The organism is Paenibacillus algicola (genome assembly GCF_005577435.1).
Lineage (GTDB): Bacteria > Bacillota > Bacilli > Paenibacillales > Paenibacillaceae > Paenibacillus_AQ > Paenibacillus_AQ algicola.
Window position 1 is genome coordinate 1,614,798 of record NZ_CP040396.1, and the last position, 21,657, is coordinate 1,636,454.

Here is a 21,657-nt window from a genome sequence, read left to right on the forward strand (position 1 = left end):
GGAGGCTTGCCTGTGTCAGTTCGTTTTTTGATCGGCCGTTCCGGGAGCGGCAAGAGCACCCGGATGAGAAAGGAAATAGCCAGCCGCCTTGCTGAAGCTCCGCAGGGCAACCCCTTGATTCTGCTCGTGCCCGAGCAGGGCTCATTTGATGCAGAGCATGCGCTCGTGACTGCTCCGGGCGTTCGGGGCTCGCTTCGGGCGCAGGTGCTTAGCTTCCGCCGCCTGGCGTATCGGGTCATGCAGGAAACTGGCGGAGCGGCGAAAGTGGTGATCGGTGAAGAGGGCAAACGCATGCTCTTGTACAAAATTATCCAAAGGCGCAAGGATGAGCTCAACCTGTTCGGCGCCTCCGGGGAGCAGCTCGGCTTTGTTGGCAAGCTCAGCCAGCTGTATACCGAGATGAAGCGCTACTGCGTAGATGCCTCCTGTGTGCAGGAGCAGCTGGAGCAGATGGCGTCCACAAGTACCAGCCCGCCGCTGCTAAGGCGCAAGCTGGAGGATATTTTGGCGGTGTATCGGGATTTCGAGCAAGAGATGGCTCCGCTGTACAAGGACGATGAGGATACGCTGGCTGCACTTGCAGACTGTGTCCGGGAATCCTCCTATATCCGGGACGCTGACCTGTGGATTGACGGCTTTAACGGATTTACTCCCCAGGAATATATTGTACTGCGGGAGCTGATGAACCATGCCCGCTCGGTGACCATCGCCTTGACGCTGGACAAGCCTTACCCGGAAGGAATGACTCCTCATGAGCTGGATCTGTTTCATCCGACGGCGGTAACGTACAGCAAGCTGCGGGGAGCGGCGGGCGAGGCAGGGCTGGACGTGGAGCATACGGTGCTGGACGCAGAGCAACTCCCCCGCTTCAAGGACAGCCCCGCGCTGGCGCATCTGGAACGGGGCTTTGACCGCAGGCTAAAGTGGAGCGGAAGCAGCCCGCCAGAGGGCATCAAGCTCTATGCTGCGGGGAACCGCCGGGCCGAAGTGGAAGGGGCGCTCCGGGAAATGCTCCGGCTTGCACGGCAAGGTGCCCGCTATCGGGAAATGGCTGTTCTGACCCGCAATCCGGGAGATTATCAATTTCTCATCGGTCCCTTGTTCCGTGATTACGGCATTCCTTATTTCCTGGATCAGAAGCGAAATGAGCTGCATCATCCGCTCGTAGAGTTTATCCGTTCCGCGCTGGAGGTTGCGGTGCGGCGATGGCGGTACGAGGATGTGTTCCGCTGCATAAAGACGGATTTGCTGCTGCCTTTGGATGGCAGCCTGTCACGCGAGGATATGGACCGGCTGGAGAATCACGTTCTGGCCAGCGGTATTCATGGCACGCGGTGGACGGACGGAAAGCCGTGGCGAGGCATGCCGAGCCTTTCGTTGGAGGATGAAGGACGGTCGCACCGGGAGGAAGGTCTGCAGCTCATTGAGCAGTGCCGATTGGCCGTTACCGTTCCTCTGCAAGCTTTTGACAAGAGGCTGAAGCAGGGCGCCACCGCGAAGGACAAATGTACAGCGGTATTCCGCCTGCTGGAGGAGGCCATGATTCCCGAGAAGCTGGAGCTGATGAGCCGCGCCGCACTGAATGAGGGAAGGCCGGAAGCTGCCCGGGAGCATCGCCAGGTATGGAGCGCAGTGCTGGAGGTGCTGGATCAGATTGTGGAGATGATGGGGGGCGAAAGATTTAGCGCCGAGGCCTTTGCCGGCATCCTGGATACCGGTCTGTCGGAGCTGGAGCTGGCCCTCGTGCCGCCGGCTTTAGATCAAGTGCTCGTGGGCACGATGGACCGGACGCGGACCGGAGATGTCAAATATGTGTTTCTGCTGGGTGTGAACGATGGTGTGATCCCGGCGCAGTTCCAGGATGACGGCATTTTGTCCGAGCAGGAGCGGGTGACGCTGGAGGCATCCGGGATGGAGCTTGCACCCAATATTTCACGCCGGCTGCTGGATGAGCGATTTGTTATTTACTCGGCGCTGACAACGGCCAGCCGGCAGCTGTGGATCAGCTATCCATCTGCTGATCAGGAAGGAAAGACCCTGCTGCCATCCGAGCTGATCCGGCATATCAAGGGCATGTTCCCATTGAAGGAGGCCGTGCTGCCGTTAAGACCGCATGGCGGAATGTCATCGCAGGAGCAGTCCGACTTCGTAGCAGGAGAGATGCGATCTCTTGCCTTCCTGACCGCACGGCTGCGGGACTGGAAACACGGGGAGCCGCTCCCGCCGCTCTGGTGGGAGGTATATAACTGGTATGCGAGAAGTCCGGCCTGGCGCAGCCAGCTGGACCAGCAGCTCTCCTCGCTCTCCTACAGGAATGAGACCGCCCAGCTAGAGGCCGAAACGAGCCGCAGACTGTATGGCAGCCGTATTCGTTCAAGCGTCTCCCGCATGGAGCGGTTTGTGGCTTGTCCATTTTCCCACTTTGCTTCTCACGGCTTGAAGCTTGCCGAGAGGCAGACATACCGACTTCAGGCGCCTGATATTGGCCAGCTCTTTCATGCGGCGCTCAGCGATATGGCTTCCCGGTTTCGGGAGCAGAAGCGAAGCTGGGGCGATCTGAGTCCGGAGGAATGTCTGCGGGAAGCAGAAGCGACCGTTGACCGTCTGGCACCGAAGCTGCAGGGCGAAATTCTGCTCAGCTCCAAGCGCTACGGCTATATTTCCCGAAAGCTGAAGAGCATTGTGGGGCGGGCCTCCATCATTCTGGGCGAGCAATCCAGACGGGGGAGCTTTGAACCGGTCGGGCTGGAGCTGGATTTCGGACCGGGCAAGGACATTCCTCCGCTTCGTTTTGAGCTGCCGGGAGGCGTCGAAATGGAAATTATTGGCCGAATTGACCGTGTCGATATGGCGCGCAGTGAGAACGGACTGCTGCTGCGGGTGATTGACTATAAATCCAGCCAGAAGGACCTGAAGCTGCACGAGGTGTATTACGGCCTTTCTCTGCAGATGCTCACCTACCTCGATGTTCTTCTTACTTTTGCCGAGGATTGGCTGGGTGAGAGCGCACTGCCCGCCGGGACACTGTATTTCCACGTCCATGATCCGGTTCTGCAGTCTCCCAACGGGCTGACTGCAGATCAGGCGGCCGAGGAGCTTTTGAAGCGTTTCAAGATGAAGGGGCTGCTGCTGGCTGACCGGGAGGCGGTCTCGCTCATGGATGCAGGACTGGAGAAGGGTCACTCCTCCATCATCCCGGTCGCCGTCAAAGCCGATGGAAGCTTCTATAGCAGCGCTGCTGTCGCGGATCCAGAGCAATGGCAAAGCCTGCTGAGGACAGTCCGGCAAAATATCGTCAGCATTGGCTCAAGGATTACAGGCGGCGAAGTGAAGATTGAGCCTTACCGGATTCAGCAGGAAACGGCTTGCACGTACTGCTCTTACCGGCCGGTTTGTCAGTTTGATGAAAGCATGGAAGGCAATCAATATCAGCTGCTGAAGAAGCCGGGCAAGGATCAAATCTGGGAATGGCTGGGCCATGAGAAGGGAGCAGATGCACAGTGAATGCAGTGATGAGCAAGCCGGAAGGCAGCATGTGGAGCGATGATCAGTGGCAGGCGATTATGAGGAGCGGGAATGACATTCTGGTTGCCGCTGCAGCAGGCTCCGGCAAGACGGCAGTACTGGTTGAACGCATTATTAAAAAAGTCATCAACGAGGAGGCCGGCTTCAGCGTAGATCGTCTTCTCGTAGCAACGTTTACGAAGGCCGCTGCGGCCGAAATGCGGCAGCGGATCCGCGAGGCGCTGGAGCGGGAGCTGGAGAAGGCTCCGGATCGTGAGCATCTTCGCCGCCAGCTGGCCATGCTGGGGCGGGCGTCCATTACTACGCTGCATTCCTTCTGTATGGAGGTGATCCGCCGTTATTATCAGCTCATACCGCTAGATCCGGGCTTTCGGATTCTGAACGAGCATGAGGCGGATTTACTCCGTCAGGACGTACTGGAGGAGCTGTTTGAGGAGAAATACGGCGATGCCGAGCACGGGGGAGAGTTTCTCCGGCTGGCTGACTGGTTCAGTGGAGAGCGAAGCGATGACGCCCTCTATCAGCTGGTTCAGCGTCTGTATGATTTCTCGCGGAGCCATCCGTGGCCGGATGAGTGGCTGCGGGATACAGCTGCAGCGTTCTCCCTGAAGGACACAGCGGCGCTGGGAGCGACGCCTTGGGTGAAAAGCATCCTGGCGGATGCCAGGCTGGCCCTCGCCGGAGCGGCGAGCTTGCTGGAACAAGCCAAGGAGGCGGCATCAGCGCCCGGTGGTCCGGCAGCGTATATGAGTACGCTGGAAGATGATCTGCAGCTGGTTCATGCTTTGTCCGATGCGCTGCACAGCACTCCGTGGGAAGAGCTGTATGCGGTGTTTCAGCAGGGAGTGTTCGGGAAGCTGAAGGCGGTCAAGAAGAGCGAGGTGCTGCCGGAGCTGCAGGAGCGGGTCAAGAATCTGAGAGACCTTGTTAAAAAGATCGTGACAGAGCTCAAAACCTCCTTGTTCGGCCGCACGGCAGAGCAGTTTCTGGAGGAGCTGCATGCTTCGGCGCCAGTGATGGAGGAGCTCGTGGATACCGTCATTGCTTTTGCGGAGCGGTACAGGCACGCCAAGGCGTCCAAGAGCACGGTGGATTTCAACGATTTGGAGCATTATTGTCTGCAAATTCTCAGACACGAGGCTTCCACACCCGGGCATACCCAGCCCTCCGACGCGGCGCTGGAATATCAGAGCCAGTTCGACGAGGTGCTGCTGGATGAATATCAGGATACGAACAGCGTTCAGGAGGAAATCGTTCGCCTGATTTCAAGAGAGGGGCCTGGCAACCGATTTATGGTCGGTGATGTAAAGCAGAGCATTGTGCGCCCATAAGGGGCATCGGTTTTCCCCGTTAAGCCGGGGGGTCTTCGAGGGTATGAAGGCCATGTCACCCAACTCATCCGGAAGGGAAACCGGAAGGGGAGTGTAGCATGTTGGGAAAGTCGCAAGTTGACGAGCTAACCCGTCACGACTGAGCGGCGAGACATTAAGATAAGTATGAGGATGAAAGCTATACTGCTTCAAGTCTAGTCTCAGCGGGGCCATGCTTCCCGGAAGGAATGTTAGCTGCCTGCCCCAGCGCTATGGACAGCGAAAAACCAAGCCGCTGCCCTGCACTTCGAATTCATAAATGCTATAATTCGAGGAAATACCCGAGAGCTACTCAAGCGCTGGCGCACACCTGAACAGGTGGAACGGACGAAAGGATCATCCGGCAACTTATCAAGCTTGGACCGATGTGACTAAATGGGGATTGCCTAAGTGGGAATGCCAGAGACGGCTATATCCTGCAGAGGATGGAATATCCCATAAGGCAACGGAGCCTTCGTAGTAGTCCGCGACAGGGAAAGCCTGTTACATGGCGAAGGAAGGCAGCTTGTCGGTATAACATTTTGCGGAAAGGAGCGCAAGGCTCCATGAATTCTGGCGAAGCTTTATACCTATTGACCAAAATATCCAGTGAAAAGCCTGACTATGTATATAAACGATTGTATCGTCATTTCTATAATCCCGATTTCTATGTGCGAGCCTATGATCTCCTTCATGCGAAGGAGGACCAGGTCGCAGGCCGCGGGGGTAACGGAGCTGTCCCGCCCCGCATAGAAGACATTAACGGGATCATCGAAAGAATGAGAGATGAATCGTATCAGCCGCAGCCGGTAAATCGAGCTGGGGGTGCCAACAAGAACAGCAAACCGGAGTTTCTAGTCACCTCTTCCTATGCGGACCGGCTGATTGTGGAAATTTGCAGGCTGCTGCTGACCGCAATATATGAGCCTCTATTTGAGGATTCCAGCCATGGCTTCAGACCGAACCGCAGCTGCCATACGGCACTGCAGGAAGCGAAGCTGCATTTTAAGGATGCACCGTGGCTCATTCAAGGGGAGATCCGGGGTTACTGCACAGACTTCTCCCGCCACAAGCTGATCTCGCTGCTGCAGGACAAAATCGACGATGCGAAGTTCATCCGGCTAATCTGGAAGCTATTGAGAGCCGGGTACCTGGAGGATTGGAAGCATGGCAGGACCTATAGCGGTACCCCGCTGGGCGGTGCGCTCAGCTCCGTGCTTGCCAATATTTATTGGCATCCGTTTGACCAATGGATCAGCTCCAATCCAAGCCCGGGTCCGGGCCGCATCCACTGCATCCGGTACGGGGATACCTTCGTCACTGCTGTGTGGGGCAGCAAGGAGTCCTGCACAGCGCTTGCAGCAGAGATGAAGGCGTTCATCTCCCGAGAGCTGAAGCTTCCAGGCGGAGTAACGCAGGTGGCTCATGCCTCGGACGGCGTTTGTTTTCTAGGGCATATTCTAAGGCTGAAGAATGGCTGGAACTCTCAAACAGGCTTCAAAAATGCATACAGCACAGACCGTGGAACCATAGAGCTTTATATGCCGCAGGATACCGTCCGGCGCTTTGTCTCCAAACACAAGCTGGTAAAGAATATAGACGATAAATCCTGGAGGATGCTTCATGCTCCAGCACTTCTTCATCGTCCGGACGCTCAGATTGTGGCATGGTACAATGTGCGATTGCTCGGGCTGTACCATTTTTACCAAATGGCGGTCAACGTGAGCACGTACCTGCAGCAGCTGAGCTATGTAATGGAGTATAGCTGCTTGGCGACATTGGCTCATAAATATCAGTCCAGCACCTCCCGGGTGAAGGAGAAGCTTAAAGAAGGAAGATCCTGGGGGGTCCCGGTTCAGAGCAGGAATGGGGAGAGAAGAGTCTTGTATTTTCATAGGGGAGGATTTCCCCGGACTCATTCACCATATCTTGCTGCTGACCCGGATCTGGACCCCGGCTGGTCTGATGCTGCGCGTTAAACGTCACTGGATATCTGGTCAACATGACAAGTGGAGAGCCGTATACTTGGAGACAAGTACGTGCGGTTCGGAGGGGAGTTCTTTGAAACCTGTTTCCGAGATGAAATCAGGCGCGAGGGGCTTACCTACTATCGATTCCGGCTTGCAGAGCCGGGACTATTTCTGGATAAATACAAAACCTATGCTTCGGTAAACGAGGCGGATGAAGCTGAATTAAGACAGGGAGCCCGCATTGATCTGGCTCGAAATTTCCGCAGCCGGATGGAGGTTGTGGATGCAGTCAATATGCTGTTCAGGCAGATTATGAACGAATCGGTGGCGGAGATTCAATATGATTCCCGTGCCGAGCTCGTCTGTGGCGCTGCTTTTCCCGCAGTGGAAAAAGAAGCAGAGAATGCCGCGTCTCCCTTTGGGATGCATACGCCTGAGCTGCTCCTGATTGACAGGGAGAATGCGGACTCTTCGGGCTCCTCTATAGGATTAGAGGATGCTGCGGGGAGTGATGCCGGTGAAGGCATGCCTGCGGAAGAAAGTGAGCGTCAGGAGATGGAAACCGCGCAGCTGGAAGCGCGAGCCATCGCTGTGCGCATCCGGGAGATGATGGGAGACACCGGAAAGCCGCTGCTAGTATTTGACAAAGTGAAAAAAGCGATGAGACCTGTAGAGTACGGGGATATCGTCATTCTGCTCCGTTCTGCAAGCGTGTGGGCGCCGCTCATGATGGAGGAGCTGGTTCAGGAGGGCATCCCGGCTTCAGGAGAGCAGAATCGGGGGTATTTTCAGGCCGTCGAGGTCGAAATTATGCTGTCGCTGCTGCGGGTGATCGACAATCCCCGGCAGGATATACCGCTGGCTTCGGTGCTTCGCTCACCCATCGTAGGCTTGACAGAGGAAGAGCTGGCCCAGGTGCGACTCTTTGCAGCCGGCTCTTATTATGATGCGTTGAGCGCAGCCTTAGAGCAGGCGACGATGGAGGCAGCGCCGGGAGGCACAGCAGGGCTTGCGGCAGGGCGCTGGAATCTTGGGCTGGAGCTGTCCGGTACGGCTGAAGCGGCGGCTGGCCAGAGCTTGTCCGGTGCGCAGCCGGCGGAAGGCGTGAAGCCAGGTCCGGGACAACCGGCACCGCAGCCGGAGCTGTCGGCCGGACTCGCTGCCAAGCTGATCTCTTTCCGGGATCGGCTGGAAAGCTGGAGGCTGGATGCGCGGCATGGCAGCTTGAGTGATTTAATCTGGAGAATTTACAGTGAAACCGGGTATCTTGACTGGCTGGGAGGACTCCCGGGAGGAAGCCAGCGCCAGAGTAACCTGACGGCGCTCTATGACCGGGCGGTGCAGTATGAGCAGGATACCTCCTCCAGAGGGCTGTTCCGCTTTCTGACCTTTATTTCTCGGATGCGCGATAACGGCGGAGATTTAGGGGCTGGCAGCAAGGATGAAGGCCAGGGTAACGCAGTTCGATTCATGACCATTCATAAAAGCAAAGGGCTGGAGTTTCCGGTCGTTTTCGTGGCCGGGCTTTCCAAGAACTTTAATCAGCAGGATTTGAATGCCGCCTTCCTGATGCACAAGGAGCTGGGCTTCGGGCCGAAGTATGTGGATGGCAAGCTTCGGGTTTCATATCCTACGCTGCCTAATCTGGCCATCCGGCGCCGATCGCATTTAGAGCTGCTGGCTGAAGAGATGCGCGTGCTCTATGTGGCGCTGACGCGCCCGAAAGAGAAGCTCATACTGATCGGTACCGTGAAGAAGCTGCTGAACAAAATCAAGGACTGGTCTCAGGTGGACAGCGTCCATGGCATGCTTCTGCCGGATTATATGCTGGCCAGAGGCCGCAGCTACATGGATTGGATTGGACCTGCAATTCTTCGGCATCCGTCGGCAGCTATACTGAGGGAGGCGGCGGAGCTGCCGGAAACGGGGCATGCCGACCTGTTTCCAGGTGCTGACTCCTGGATGATCACCGTGAAATCGGATGAGTATCTTATGACCGGCGCACCCCGGCACCAGAGTCATGCAGCAGAGGGTCCGGGCAGTGCAGAGCAGGAGCGCCGGGAAGGGATTGAGGCGGCTCTGAACAGACTGGAGCCGGTACAGGACATTCCATGGGAGAGCGGCCAGAGTCCTCAAGAGATGAGAGAGGAGCTGTATCGCCGGATTAGCTGGAAGTATCCATATCTGGCGGCGTCCGGCATTGCCGCCAAAACGTCAGTAACCGAAATGAAGAAGCAGCTGGCGATGCAGGAGCATCCACCGCGGGAATGGGCGGAGGAAGCGCTGCAGCAGGAAGGCTCTAACGGAAATCAGGCCGGAAGCTTTACCTTAAGCTTGAGACGTCCTAAATTCATGGAGGATTACAAATTGACGCCTACCGAGCGGGGGACGGTGTACCATACTGTCATGCAGCATGTCCCGCTGGTAGCCGGACTGGATTCAGCTGCCGTGGAAGAGCTGCTGAATCAGCTCACAGACAAGGAGCTGATTACCCGGGAGCAGGCGGAGGCAGTTCAACCGCAGGATATTGTGGACATGCTTGCCTCTTCGGCAGGAGAAATGCTGCTTCAGGCCAGCCAGGTGTGGCGGGAGATGCCGTTTTCTTATGCGCTCCCCGCGACGGAGGCGTATCTGCTCCCGGATCCGGCATCAGGGCCTGTCAAGGATGCTCTTCACGTACAGGAGCTGCTTCAGGAAGAATGTGTCCTGATTCAAGGGGTTGTGGACTGCCTGTTCCGGCAGGATGAGCGTCTTATCCTGCTGGATTACAAAACAGACAAGGTCCTTGAGCAGCGGGGCGGGATCGAAGCTCTGAAGGAGCAGTACAGATTCCAGCTGGAGCTGTACGCCAAGGCGCTGGAGGAAATTCTGGGCGAACCGATTCAGGAGAAATGGCTGTACTTTTTTGATGCAGGACAGGCGGTTCAGCTCTAGCCGAGAGGAATGCATTCAGTTCTGTGCGATAGATGTAAAGTGTTTAATGGGGGAGGAGTGCTAGATATGCGGATACTGCATACCGGCGACTGGCATTTGGGCCGGTCGCTGGAGGGAAGAAGCCGGCTCGCAGAGCAGGAGCAGTTCATTGACGAGCTGGTGCAGCTCGCAAAGGACCAGCAGGCGGACCTGATTCTGATGGCGGGTGACGTCTACGATTCCGTGAACCCTCCGGCTGCAGCCGAGCAGCTGTTCTACGAAGCAGCGGCCCGGCTGAGTGAGGGAGGACGGCAGCTGGTTGCGGTTGCAGGGAACCACGATCAGCCGGAGCGGGTAGCTTCGGTAACGCCTCTGGTGCAGCGGAGAGGGATTACTTTAGTAGGGCTGCCAAGTGCTGAACCGGTTCAGGTTCAGGCTGCTCGTACCGGCGAAACGGCGGTCATCGCCGCCCTGCCTTATCCTTCGGAGTCCCGGCTGAACGAGCTGCTGGCGATCGGCGGGGAAGAGGATGAGCTGCGCCGAGCCTATAGTGAAAGGGTCGGCAGCCTCATGAGGAGAATGGGTAGTCATTTCTCGCCTCAGACGGTGAATTTGGCGATGAGCCATATCTACGTGCTGGGGGGGCTGGAGACGGACTCGGAGCGCCCTATTCAGGTGGGCGGCGCTTATACGGTTGATCCTTCCGCTTTGAGCACGGGTGCCTGTTATACGGCACTGGGTCACCTTCATCGTCCGCAGGCGGTCAAAGGAGATGGCATCATCCGATATAGCGGTTCTCCGCTCGCCTATAGCTTTTCGGAAGCCGGGCAGGCCAAATCGGTAACGCTGATCGAGGCGTCTCCCGGAGGGGTTCCGGTCGTAGAAGAGCTGTTTCTGAGCTGTGGCCGGCCGCTGGTCCGCTGGAAAGCCCGGGGCGGGCTGGAGGAGGTGTACCGCTGGCTGGATGAAGAACGGGATCCGTCCGCATTTATCGATCTGGAGGTCCACCTGACGGAAGCGATGGGACTCTCCGACATTCAACGGCTCCGCAAGAGCCGGGAGGGCATTGTGCATATTCGGCCTGTGTACCCGGAAATGGCGGCGCTGGAACTGGAGGCTGCACGGACCAGCCTGCCGCTGCCGGAGCTGTTCCGTAAATTTTATCAAAGGCAGACCGGTGGTGCCGAGCCTGATGACAGCTTGGTTCAGCTGTTTCTGGAGCTGGTCGATGAGGAAGAAGCCCCCGTGACGGAGGTGACGGAATGAAGCCGGTATCGTTAAAGGTCTCAGGTCTGCAGAGCTACCGGGAGCCGCAGGAAATTGATTTTACACAGCTGTGCGAAACCGGTCTGTTCGGTATTTTTGGTCCTACGGGCAGCGGGAAGTCCACGCTGCTGGATGCCATTACCCTGGCTATGTATGGCAAGGTTGAGCGGGCGCAGAACGGGACCCAGGGCATTATGAACCATTCGGAGGATACGCTCTACGTATCCTTTACCTTCGAGCTGTCCTCATCAAGCGGCCCGGAGCGTTATCGGGTGGAGCGCCGTTTCAAGCGGATGAACGAGCTGTCTGTAAGCAATACACTCAGCCGATTTGTTGAGGTGCAGCAGGATGAGGAGTGTGTAATCGCAGACAAGCTGGCAGATGTCACGCGATGTGTGGAAGAGAAAATCGGACTGAAAATGGACGATTTCACCCGAGCAGTTGTGCTCCCTCAAGGTAAATTTGCTGAGTTTCTGTCACTGAAGGGCAGTGAGCGCAGGCAAATGCTGCAGCGCCTATTTCATTTGGAGCGCTACGGTGATGTTCTGGCGCAGAAGCTGAGCCGCAGGGTGAAGGAGAATGCCGGGTCGCTGCGTGCCGTGGAAGCTGAACAGCAAGGTCTGGGAAGCGCGGGAAAGGACGACGTTGCCAAGGCGGAGCGCAGCCTGAAGGAGGCCGTGTCTGCAGCCAAGGAAAGCCGCGCTGTGCTAACAGCAGTCGAGAAGAAGTACGAAGAGCTGTCCAGGGCTCGGGAGCTTGATACCGAGCGCCGCCGGCTTCAAGCCCGGCTGAATGAGCTGTCCGAGCGGGAGCAGGAAATGAACAGCTTGGAGCAGCGGCTTACGCTGTCTGCATCCGCTAGGCAGCTGCTTCCCTCTTTGAGAGATATGCGGGCTGCTGTACAACGCTATGAGGAGCTGTTACTGACAGCTCAGAAGCTGAAGGCGGCCGCGGAAGCAGCAGATCAAGAAGCGAACCGGCTGCAGGAAGCTGAGCATAACGCCAAGCAGGAGCTGTCGGCTGAGGAACCGGGGCTGATATCCAGGCTGGAGCAGCTGGAGCAGGCCGTAGCGCTGCAGCAAGAGCGGCGACTGCTTTCGGCAGAGCTTACCCGGCTGAGCTCTCAGGCAGAGGGGGCTCAGCGCTCCTACACTGCAGGCAGTGAGCAGCTGGACAAAGAGCGGCAGCTGCTGGATAAGGGTCTGAAACGGAGAGAAGAGCTGCAGGAGAAGCTGAAGCTGCTGGAGGTTCGTCTGTCGGACCGCGAGGCGCTGTCCGGGGCGATGAACCGGAAGCAGGCCATCCTTGCGGCGGAAGAGCAGCTGAAGCAGCAGGAAGCTGAAGCCGCAGCGCAGGCTGAGCGCTGCCGCCAGGCAGAGCAAGCCGTTAATGATACCCAGAAAGCGGCCTCTTTGGCTCAACAGGACATACAGGTGCTGGCTGCTCAGGCTCAGGCGCTGCGAAGCTCAGGCACTGACGTCATTGAGCTCGTAGAGAGAACCTCCAATCAGGTATCTGCTCTGTACCGTCAGCTTCAGGAGAATGTCAGGCTTCAGGAGCTGCATGACCTGTCACGGTCTCTGGCAGCTGCGCTGTCGGACGGCAAGCCATGCCCGGTATGCGGCAGCCTGGAGCACCCGCAGCCAGCCCTGGAGGAGTTAGATAAGCATGAGGGGACAGAGCAGGCACTGCAGCTTGCGGCCTTGCAGGAGGAACTGCAGGAGCTGCGGCTCAAGCTGCGACAGCTTCAGCATGAGGGAGTCGCTCTTCCTGATCTTAGTGAAGAGGTTCGCCATGGGCAGCTTGCCCATTCCAGCCCGGAGGGGGAAACAGCCCTCTACCAGGCTGCGGAAATTCAAGCTGCTCTGGCAGAGGCGGCCGCAGGATCAGATATCCATCCCGACGCACCGCAGCTGTCCCAGTTGCAGAAATCCGCGGCACATCTTCACAAGCTGACATTACAGCTGGAAGAGCAGCTGCAGCTTTGCCGCTTAAAGAGTGTTGATCTCCAGAACCAGCTGCAGTCTTTATCTCAGGAGCTGGCCCGCAAAGAAACTGCATTGGAGCACAGTGCATCACAGCTGCAGCAGGTGGAGGCGCGTCTAGCCTTCGCCAAGGACAGTCTAATAGCTTTAAGAGAAGCCTGGTCTACGGGTGTTTCCAGGGTCAACTTCGATACCGTGGAAGCCGAGCTGGCTGCTCTGCGGGAGAAGGACGCTCAGGCTGAAGCTGTGCGGGAAGGGTTGGAGCGAAGTGTTCCGTTCCTTGAGGAGAAGCAGAAGGTTATCCAGGATCTGGAAGGAAAGCTTCGGGAATTAGAAAAGCAGCTGATCCAGTGGGAAGCTCAGCGGCAGGGCAAGCAGGAGCTCCTGAAGGAGAAGGAGGAGCGCTTGGCAAGCTGGGTCGGTGACCACTCCGCTGAGGAGCTGCTTCAAGGCTGCAAGCAGCGGCTGAGCAGCTTGAGAGAGTCGGCTGCCCGCACGGCTGATCAAAGTAAACAAGCTGCGGAGGTGAAGGGACATGCCGCCAAGCAGGCGGCTGTCGCCGGACAGGCTGCGGAATCTGCCGGAGAGCATGCCGGGGGTGCACAGGAGCGCTGGAAGCAGGCGCTGTCGGAATCACCCTTTGAAACAGAGGAAGATCTGGCTGCAGCCGGTATGCCTGCCGAGGACATGGAGCGCTCTCGTGAGGCGCTGCAGCAGCACCGGGATGCCCAGAAGGAATGGAATCTGCGGCTGAGTGATGTGACATTGAAGCTCGGCGGCACGAGGTTCCAGGAAGAAGATTGGGAGCAGTGCTGCCGTGATCTTCAGGAGAGCCGGCAGGGTGATGAAGCAGCGCTGCAGCAGCATGCCCGTGCCGAGCGTGACCTGGAGGATTTAAAGAGGCGCCACAGCCGCTTTATGGAGCTGGAGGAGAGCCGGGTCCTTCATCAGGAGGAGGGAGAAAGGCTTGCCAAGCTGCAAGCCTCGCTGAGAGGGAATGCATTTGTAGAGTATATTGCTGAAGAGCAGCTTATGCAGGTCAGCCAGTCTGCTTCACAGCGGCTGCGCAGCCTGACGAATCAGCGGTATGCCCTTGAGGTGGATTCCGGCGGAGGATTCGTCATTCGAGATGATGCCAACGGTGGAATCCGCAGACCGGTATCCACACTCTCCGGCGGGGAAACCTTCCTGACCTCATTGTCGCTCGCGCTTGCGCTGTCCGCCCAAATTCAGCTCAGAGGGCAGTATCCGCTGCAGTTTTTCTTCCTGGATGAAGGGTTCGGCACCCTGGACCCGGAGCTGCTGGATACGGTCATTACCTCGCTGGAACGGCTGCATAGTGACAAGCTGACGGTCGGAATCATCAGCCATGTGCCTGAGCTGAGGGCGAGGCTTCCCCGCAAGCTGGTCATTCGCCCGGCAGGACATGTCGGCGGCGGCTCTCAGATTATGCTTGAAACGATGTAGCAGCGTGCAAAGCGATCCGTGTCATCAGTGGACGAGCTCCCTCGATTTTTGTATGATGAATAGATCATATTCTTTGGAGGAGGCAAGGGTTGTATGGACTGCCTGTTTTGTAAAATAGTGAACGGTGACATTCCTTCCAAAAAAGTGCTGGAGAACGACCGGGTGCTGGTGTTTCATGATATTCAGCCAGCAGCGCCGGTGCATGTGCTCATCATCCCTAAAAAGCATATTTCGTCCATGAACGAGGTGCTGGAGGAGGATCTGCCGCTGATCGCCGATATTCACCAGGCGGCGCAGCAGGCTGCGAAGGAGCTGGGTGTGGATGCTTCCGGCTACCGTCTTATTAACAATTGCGGCCGGGATGGAGAGCAGACCGTGCACCATCTTCACTACCATCTGCTGGGAGGCACCCGGCTGGGTGCATTAGTAGCAGGCTCTTCCTCTCACGCCTAGCTTTTCCTGCAGTCCGGTTAGAGAAAATGAACCGTCTGCAGATTTTGCTTAAAAAAAGGGCAATGAGGTTGACACCATATTTAAGTTTACTTTATAATGAAGAATGATGAACCGTGTTATTGCTCTTGGACGGTCTGGTCGGAGGGAGGGAAAACTGGTGTCTGAAACGAAAGTTCGCAAAAACGAGACAATTGATGCTGCACTTCGTCGCTTCAAGCGTTCCATCGCGAAAGATGGCGTCTTGGCTGAAGTGAAGAAACGCAAGCATTATGAAAAGCCAAGCGTAAAGCGCAAGAAAAAGTCCGAGGCTGCTCGTAAGAGAAAGTTTTAGGAGGATATAACTTAGCATGAATCTTAGCGAACGATTGAACGAAGATATGAAGCAAGCGATGAAGAGCAAGGACAAGTTCAAGCTCTCCACTATTCGAATGGTTCGTTCAACGATTAAAAATCTTGAAATAGATTTGAAAAGAAGTTTGGATGACAACGAAGTGCTTGATATTTTAAGTCGTGAAATCAAACAGCGCAAAGATGCCCTCCAGGAATTTGAACAAGCGGGTCGTGACGATCTTGCAGCCGATGCTAAAGCAGAAATTGAACTCCTCACCGCCTACCTTCCGGATCAGCTTACTGAAGAAGAAATTAAAGTCATTGTACAGCAGACCATCCAGGAAACCGGTGCTTCTTCAAAAGCCGAGATGGGTAAAGTGATGAGCGCCCTGATGCCTAAAGTAAAAGGGCGCGCGGATGGAAAACTAGTGAATCAAGTGGTTCAGCAATTTCTGTCATAACATAAGGTAAACATCCCTTGAATATTCAAGGGATGTTTTTTCTTTTTGAGAGAGGTAAGCCCGGAGACCTGATCGGGCATTTTGTGAAACCCTCAAGAGCGTTCATACGTATGTAAGGTATAATGTGCCTGGAGACTTATACATAAACATAAGTGTCCGTTCACAATATAGGTTAATAAGGAAGAGGCAAGCAAATTTGACGAGGAGGGGGAGTTAATGAGAATGACTGTGCTAAAACGGCGCTTAGGCCTGCTGGCAATGTCATTGCTATGGAGCCTGGTCTTCGGTGTCATGCTTCTGAGTCCAGCGACTACCAAAGCTGCAGCCCAGAGCGGCGCTGTTTATGTCATTCCGGTGAAGCAGCAGATCGAGCAGGGGCTCGGCAGCTTTCTGGAGCGGGCATTTCAAGAAGCTAAAGAGATGAATGCTGGCTTGATTGTTCTGGAGATTGACACACCGGGAGGCAGGGTGGACACGGCGGGCGAGATCGGTACGCTGCTTCAAGAGACGGATATTCCCACGGTTGCATTTATCCGGGGAGATGCGGCTTCTGCCGGCAGCTATATTGCGCTCAACGCGGATAAAATAGCCATGGCTCCTGGCAGCATGATCGGCTCGGCATCCATGGTAGACGGTATGGGGAATCCTGTAGAAGATGCCAAGCTTGTATCCTGGTGGAAGGCCCAGATGGTCAGTGCTGCCGAATCCAGCGGGAGAAATGAGCAGATCGCTGCCGGTATGGCGGATCCCAAGGTGGCGGTTGAATTAACCGAGCTGGGAAGAACTGTGGAGGCTGGAGACATTGTTGCGCTGTCGGCAGAGGAAGCATTGAAGGTGGGCTACTCCGATACCATGGCCGGAACTGTGAATGAGGTTATAGAGTTCATGGGGTTCTCCGGCAATGAAGTGTTCGAAATGGAGCTGACCTTTTCCGAGAAGCTGGCGAGCTTTCTGACGAACCCCTTCGTCATGACGCTGCTCTTATTTATGGGCATTGCAGGCGTTTTGATTGAACTGATCGTGCCTGGCTTTGGAATCCCGGGCGTTCTGGGCATTACCGGCTTCGTGCTCTATTTCTTCGGAAATTCGGTTGCCGGCTTTGCCGGGATGGAGACGTGGCTGCTCTTCGTCATCGGAATTGCGCTGCTGGCCATGGAGCTGTTCGTGCCAAGCTTCGGCATACTGGGCGTCATTGGCTCGATCAGCCTTATATTCGGGGTGGTGCAGGCTGCCTACACAACGACTCATGTCGCATGGTCTTTAGGCATTGCAGCGGTATGTGCGCTGATTGCTATTGTGGTGGTTGCACTCGTGTTCAAGGAGCGCGGCATCTGGAACAAGTTTATTTTGAGCGACAGCCTGTCCCGGGAGAACGGGTATATTCCCGTTCAGGAACGGGATATATTGATAGGGCTGACAGGGATTACGCTCACCCCGCTTCGCCCTTCCGGAACCGCGGATATCGGCGGACAACGGATGGACGTAGTTACGGCCGGCGGCTTTATTCCTTCCGGCAGCAGCATCCGTGTTCTAAAAACAGACGGTACCCGGATTGTCGTGGAGCAGGTTCCAGAGTAATCGATCTAGTGCCAGGTTTATGGGGAACCTGACGAGGTGCGGTTGATAACCTGCTGTAATTTGGTAAAATGGTAACCATCAACAAACAAATATAACGTATGGAGGCAGATGCACTTTGAATTGGAGCGATTCTTTCATCCCTGTTATCTTTATCGGCGTGGTCGCGATTATTTTACTGAGCGTGTTCTTCAGCTTCTTCCCGCTCATGCTTTGGATCTCGGCGATTGCATCCGGTGTGCGGATCAGCATCATTACCCTCGTGGCTATGCGGCTTCGCCGGGTAACACCGAGCCGAATTGTGAACCCTCAGATTAAAGCAACCAAGGCGGGACTTGGCCTTAATATCAATCAGCTGGAGAGTCATTATCTTGCCGGCGGTAATGTGGACCGGGTGGTTAATGCCTTGATCGCAGCCCAGCGCGCGAACATTCCGCTGGAGTTTGAACGGGCAGCTGCCATTGACTTGGCCGGCCGCGATGTACTGCAGGCCGTGCAAATGAGCGTTAATCCGCGAGTCATTGAGACTCCGATTGTCGCGGCAGTCGCAAAAGATGGTATTGAAGTGAAGGTAAAAGCTCGGGTAACGGTGCGCGCCAATATCGACCGCCTCGTCGGTGGTGCGGGCGAAGAAACCATCATTGCCCGTGTCGGTGAAGGTATCGTAACGACTGTCGGTTCTTCTTCGACCCATAAGGACGTTCTGGAGAATCCGGATCTGATCTCCCGTACGGTTCTGTCGAAGGGCCTGGATGCCGGTACGGCATTCGAGATTCTTTCTATTGATATTGCAGACGTGGATGTAGGCAAGAATATTGGTGCTTTCCTGCAGACAGAGCAGGCAGAGGCCGACAAGCGGATTGCCCAGGCCAAGGCTGAGGAACGCCGGGCGATGGCGGTTGCACAGGAGCAGGAGATGAAGGCGAAGGTTGTCGAAATGAGAGCCCGCGTGGTCGAATCCGAGTCCGAGGTGCCGCTGGCTATGTCTGAAGCGCTTCGCAGCGGACAGCTGGGCGTGATGGATTACATGAACCTGAAGAACATTGAAGCCGACACGCAAATGCGGAGCCAGCTCGGTAAGACCGGCGAAAGCTCTGACTCTCAGAATGACCCCAACAATAACAAGTAGGAAGAAGGCGAGCCCTGATGGAATGGATCCTGGATAAATTATACCTCGTTGCCATTGCAGGGTATTTCCTCTTCAGCTTTCTCGGCAGGTCTGGCAAGAGTGATGACAAGCCGACCCGCATGCCAACCTTTGGCAATGAACGCCGCAATGAGCGTCAGCCTTCCAAGAGGGCGGAGCCAGCGGATCAGCATGCCGGGCCGGGGAAGGTTGCCGAGAGTACGAACGACAGCAGATCTCGGCGGGAGACCCGGGAAGAGGAGTATGTATCTCCATACCATGAGCAGCAGGAGTACCGTAATCCGTATGAGGATTCCGCTTCCAGAATGGAATCTGCTGCAAGGGAGCTGTCCCCGCAGAAGGTCAGCGAAGGCTTGGACGACAGAAAACGCCAAATGCAGAGAGATCTTGAGGGCGTATTCGCCGAGCTGGATCAAACGGCTTCACGGCGGCCGTCGCCCTTGAAAGAGGAAGACAGCATGCAGGAGGAACGTGGTCTGAGCAAGTCTCAGCTGCAAGAGCGCGCCACGCAGGGCGTGATCTGGTCCGAAATTCTCGGTCCTCCGCGGGCCAAGAGGCCCTTGGGCCGCCGCCGGTAATCCATAAGTCTAAACATATCGACAGGTTATGAACAAGCCGCTTGAGAAGCTACTTCTCAAGCGGCTTTTGTTCGTGGTGATAGGAGCGGAACCGCGTCCGGTAGCATAATCAGGGCTGAGCGGGCATAAGGTGTAACGTACAGGAAGGGGGAAGGGCATCCTATGTCCCGCATCAGCCGCAAGCTGCAGAGATGGACCCAGGAAATTCTTGATTTGCCGCAGGATCTGCTGTATGACTTGCCGCGGTTGACCCTGATAGGCAATCATGAGCTTCATATCGAGAATCATAAAGGCGTCATTCACTTTTCATCCGATAAGCTTGTCCTGTCCTTGGCACAGGGTGCTTTAGAGATCACAGGAACGGAGCTGTCCATTCGGTCGATCCAAAGCACAGAGGTTACCCTGCAAGGAAGGGTAGAGCGTATTCAGTACATAGAAAGAGGGGAAAAGCCTTGAATATTCCGACTATGATACAAATCCGCGGATATTTGAAAGTAAGTGTGCGGGGGGAGCAGCTGTCTGCCTTTATTAATGCCATTACCGAAGCGGGCATTCCGGTCTGGGAGATGAAGCCCACCGGCTCAGCGTCGGCATCGTTCAAGCTGCTGCTTTCTGACTTTAAAGAGCTGCGTCCGATTTTGAAAGGGACAGGCTGTCGAACACGCATCCTGGAACGCCATGGGCTGCCGTTTCGGGCAGCTCGCCTGCTGCGGCGCAAAATTTTTGCGGCTGGCATCGTGGTGTTCTTCGCGCTCTTGCTGCTTATGTCTTCTATGGTTTGGAGCATCCGGGTGGAAGGGAATGAAAAGGTGGCTACAGAGGATGTGCTGCAGGCTGCGAAGCAGGAGGGACTGTACACATATCAGTGGATCTTCCGGTTGAAGTCCATGGACAAGCTCTCAGCCAGTCTGGCGGCTCAGCTGCCCGGTACCTCCTGGGTCGGGGTTGAAAGAGACGGGACGAGCATTACAATTCAGGTGGTGGAGGCCTCGGTACCCAAGAAGTCTCCGCTGCAAAGCCCCCGTCATCTGGTCAGCACGGCCGATGCTGTGGTTACGTCAATTTATGCAGAAAAAGGACTGCCTCAGGTAGCGGTCAACAGCCGCGTCAAGAAAGGAGATATTCTGATCTCCGGGCTGCTCGGCGATGAAGAGAATCAGCAGCAGGTGGTCGCCAAGGGAGAGGTTAAGGGCCTGGTATGGCATGAATATGAAATTGAAGTTCCCCTTGAGAAGAAAAGTCATGTGCTGACCGGGGAATTCAAAAAAAGATCCTATCTGGTGCTGGGCAACCGGGCGGTGCAGCTATGGGGCTACGGCGAGATGCCTTTTGAAGCCAGCAGGGTATTGACGCTTTACGATCCGTTGACCTGGCGCAATCATCCGCTTCCGCTGGGTTGGATGACAGAGAAAGAGATGGAGGTTTCTCAGAATACGGAGACTGTGACGGAGCAGGAGGCCAAGAAGGAAGGGCTGGCCAGCGCGTTTCGGGATATTTTGGCAAAATATGGGCCGGATAGCCGCTTGGTGAGCCAAAAAATTTTGCATGATCAGAAAGAGAATGGTAAAGTTTATATGAAAGTGCTTTTCGAGGTGGAAGAGGTCATCGCGAAAGAACTTCCCATAGTATATAACCAAGGAGATTGAGGCTATTTGTCACAGCAAACGACCAGCACTCAGATTCATTTGCACAGCGCGTCTGAAGGACTTTCGTTGTTCGGGCCGCAGGATGCATTTCTAAAAATGATTGAATCCAGGATTCCTGCCAGAATCGCTTCACGGGAGGCTGTTATTACGATTTCCGGTGAGCCTGCTCATGTGGAAAGCCTGCAGCAGCTGTTTGAGGTATTGCTGCAGCTCGTCCGCAACGGATACATTCTGACAGAGAGAGATGTCCTGTATGCCGTTGAGCTTGCCATGGATTTGCGTGCGGACCAGCTGCTGGATCTTTATAAAGGCGAGATCACAACGACGTTCCGCGGCAAGCCTATTCGCGTCAAGACGATCGGCCAGAAGCATTATGTCACCACGATCAAGAAGAAGGACATCGTCTTCGGTGTAGGCCCTGCCGGTACAGGCAAGACCTATCTTGCCGTTGTGCTTGCGGTTTCCGCGCTGAAGGAGGGGACAGTAAAGCGTATTGTGCTGACCCGCCCTGCCGTTGAAGCAGGTGAAAGCCTGGGCTTTCTGCCAGGAGACCTGCAGGAGAAGGTAGATCCTTACCTAAGGCCGCTTTATGACGCACTGTATGATGTGATGGGACCGGATCAGACAGCGAAGGCGCTGGAGAGAGGTCTGATTGAGATTGCACCGCTTGCCTACATGCGCGGCCGGACGCTGGACGATTCTTTTATTATTTTGGATGAAGCCCAGAACACAACACCGGAGCAGATGAAAATGTTTCTGACGCGGCTTGGCTTCGGCTCGAAGATGGTCATTACGGGTGACGTTACCCAGATTGACCTGCCCCGGGGCAAGAAATCAGGACTTGTGGAAGCCAAGATCATCCTTTCGGAGATTGAGGATATCGGCTTTGTGTATTTTGCGGAGCAGGACGTGGTACGGCACTCTTTAGTTCAAAAAATTATCGTTGCCTATGATCAAGCTGCAGAAAACCAAGTTTAAAGGGGATTGTCGCT

14 protein-coding genes and 1 pseudogene are annotated in these 21,657 nt (G+C 55.7%); all 15 read left to right on the forward strand.

All coding sequences use genetic code 11. The features are described 5' to 3' along the window. Positions 1-12: 12 nt before the first annotated feature. Positions 13-3,504 carry a helicase-exonuclease AddAB subunit AddB gene (gene addB / locus E6C60_RS07190; RefSeq protein ID WP_138225233.1) on the forward strand — a complete coding sequence of 1,164 codons (3,492 nt, stop codon included), beginning with the start codon at positions 13-15 and terminating at the stop codon, positions 3,502-3,504. Between the two features lie 8 nt (positions 3,505-3,512). After that, positions 3,513-4,850: pseudogene (locus E6C60_RS07195) on the forward strand (UvrD-helicase domain-containing protein); the annotation flags it as partial. A gap of 590 nt (positions 4,851-5,440) precedes the next feature. Further along, a complete protein-coding gene (locus E6C60_RS07200) occupies positions 5,441-6,853 on the forward strand; it encodes a reverse transcriptase/maturase family protein (RefSeq protein WP_175415239.1) in 1,413 nt (470 codons plus the stop codon). A 30-nt stretch (positions 6,854-6,883) separates the two neighbouring features. Next, the gene (locus E6C60_RS07205) at positions 6,884-9,778 is read left to right on the forward strand and encodes a 3'-5' exonuclease (protein ID WP_138225235.1); all 2,895 of its coding nucleotides are present in this window, start codon (positions 6,884-6,886) and stop codon (positions 9,776-9,778) included. A gap of 66 nt (positions 9,779-9,844) precedes the next feature. Continuing rightward, positions 9,845-11,023: an exonuclease SbcCD subunit D gene (locus E6C60_RS07210; RefSeq protein WP_138225236.1), complete on the forward strand. Its 1,179-nt coding sequence runs from the start codon at positions 9,845-9,847 to the stop codon at positions 11,021-11,023. Next, positions 11,020-14,475 (forward strand): AAA family ATPase, encoded by a 3,456-nt coding sequence (locus E6C60_RS07215; protein ID WP_138225237.1) that lies wholly within the window; start codon positions 11,020-11,022, stop codon positions 14,473-14,475. Before E6C60_RS07210 ends, E6C60_RS07215 begins: the two co-directional genes overlap by 4 nt. A 93-nt stretch (positions 14,476-14,568) precedes the next feature. Then, positions 14,569-14,928 (forward strand): histidine triad nucleotide-binding protein, encoded by a 360-nt coding sequence (locus E6C60_RS07220; RefSeq protein WP_138225238.1) that lies wholly within the window; start codon positions 14,569-14,571, stop codon positions 14,926-14,928. 157 nt (positions 14,929-15,085) lie between these two features. Next, positions 15,086-15,259 (forward strand): 30S ribosomal protein S21, encoded by a 174-nt coding sequence (rpsU, locus tag E6C60_RS07225; RefSeq protein ID WP_005547957.1) that lies wholly within the window; start codon positions 15,086-15,088, stop codon positions 15,257-15,259. Positions 15,260-15,275: 16 nt separating this feature from the next. Beyond that, the gene (locus E6C60_RS07230) at positions 15,276-15,719 is read left to right on the forward strand and encodes a GatB/YqeY domain-containing protein (RefSeq protein WP_138225239.1); all 444 of its coding nucleotides are present in this window, start codon (positions 15,276-15,278) and stop codon (positions 15,717-15,719) included. A gap of 216 nt (positions 15,720-15,935) precedes the next feature. Next, positions 15,936-17,297, forward strand: a complete 1,362-nt coding sequence (locus E6C60_RS07235) for an NfeD family protein (RefSeq protein WP_138225240.1) — start codon at positions 15,936-15,938, stop codon at positions 17,295-17,297. A gap of 115 nt (positions 17,298-17,412) precedes the next feature. Further along, positions 17,413-18,423 (forward strand): flotillin-like protein FloA, encoded by a 1,011-nt coding sequence (gene floA, locus E6C60_RS07240; RefSeq protein ID WP_138225241.1) that lies wholly within the window; start codon positions 17,413-17,415, stop codon positions 18,421-18,423. Positions 18,424-18,440: 17 nt separating this feature from the next. Then, positions 18,441-19,019: a hypothetical protein gene (locus tag E6C60_RS07245; RefSeq protein ID WP_138225242.1), complete on the forward strand. Its 579-nt coding sequence runs from the start codon at positions 18,441-18,443 to the stop codon at positions 19,017-19,019. Between the two features lie 162 nt (positions 19,020-19,181). Beyond that, entirely contained in the window at positions 19,182-19,475 is a 294-nt protein-coding gene (gene yqfC / locus E6C60_RS07250) for a sporulation protein YqfC (RefSeq protein ID WP_138225243.1), read from the forward strand. Next, positions 19,472-20,665: a sporulation protein YqfD gene (yqfD, locus tag E6C60_RS07255; protein WP_138225244.1), complete on the forward strand. Its 1,194-nt coding sequence runs from the start codon at positions 19,472-19,474 to the stop codon at positions 20,663-20,665. Before yqfC ends, yqfD begins: the two co-directional genes overlap by 4 nt. Before the next feature lie 6 nt (positions 20,666-20,671). After that, positions 20,672-21,643 carry a PhoH family protein gene (locus tag E6C60_RS07260; protein ID WP_138225245.1) on the forward strand — a complete coding sequence of 324 codons (972 nt, stop codon included), beginning with the start codon at positions 20,672-20,674 and terminating at the stop codon, positions 21,641-21,643. Positions 21,644-21,657: the final 14 nt, after the last annotated feature.

What these genes read in the sequence shown, in the direction of transcription:
- E6C60_RS07200 (WP_175415239.1), top strand. Translation starts at nt 5,441, where the DNA reads ATGAATTCTGGCGAAGCTTTATACCTATTGACCAAAATATCCAGTGAA.
- E6C60_RS07210 (WP_138225236.1), top strand. Translation starts at nt 9,845, where the DNA reads ATGCGGATACTGCATACCGGCGACTGGCATTTGGGCCGGTCGCTGGAG.
- E6C60_RS07215 (WP_138225237.1), top strand. Translation starts at nt 11,020, where the DNA reads ATGAAGCCGGTATCGTTAAAGGTCTCAGGTCTGCAGAGCTACCGGGAG.
- E6C60_RS07220 (WP_138225238.1), top strand. Translation starts at nt 14,569, where the DNA reads ATGGACTGCCTGTTTTGTAAAATAGTGAACGGTGACATTCCTTCCAAA.
- E6C60_RS07230 (WP_138225239.1), top strand. Translation starts at nt 15,276, where the DNA reads ATGAATCTTAGCGAACGATTGAACGAAGATATGAAGCAAGCGATGAAG.
- E6C60_RS07235 (WP_138225240.1), top strand. Translation starts at nt 15,936, where the DNA reads ATGAGAATGACTGTGCTAAAACGGCGCTTAGGCCTGCTGGCAATGTCA.
- E6C60_RS07245 (WP_138225242.1), top strand. Translation starts at nt 18,441, where the DNA reads ATGGAATGGATCCTGGATAAATTATACCTCGTTGCCATTGCAGGGTAT.
- yqfC (WP_138225243.1), top strand. Translation starts at nt 19,182, where the DNA reads ATGTCCCGCATCAGCCGCAAGCTGCAGAGATGGACCCAGGAAATTCTT.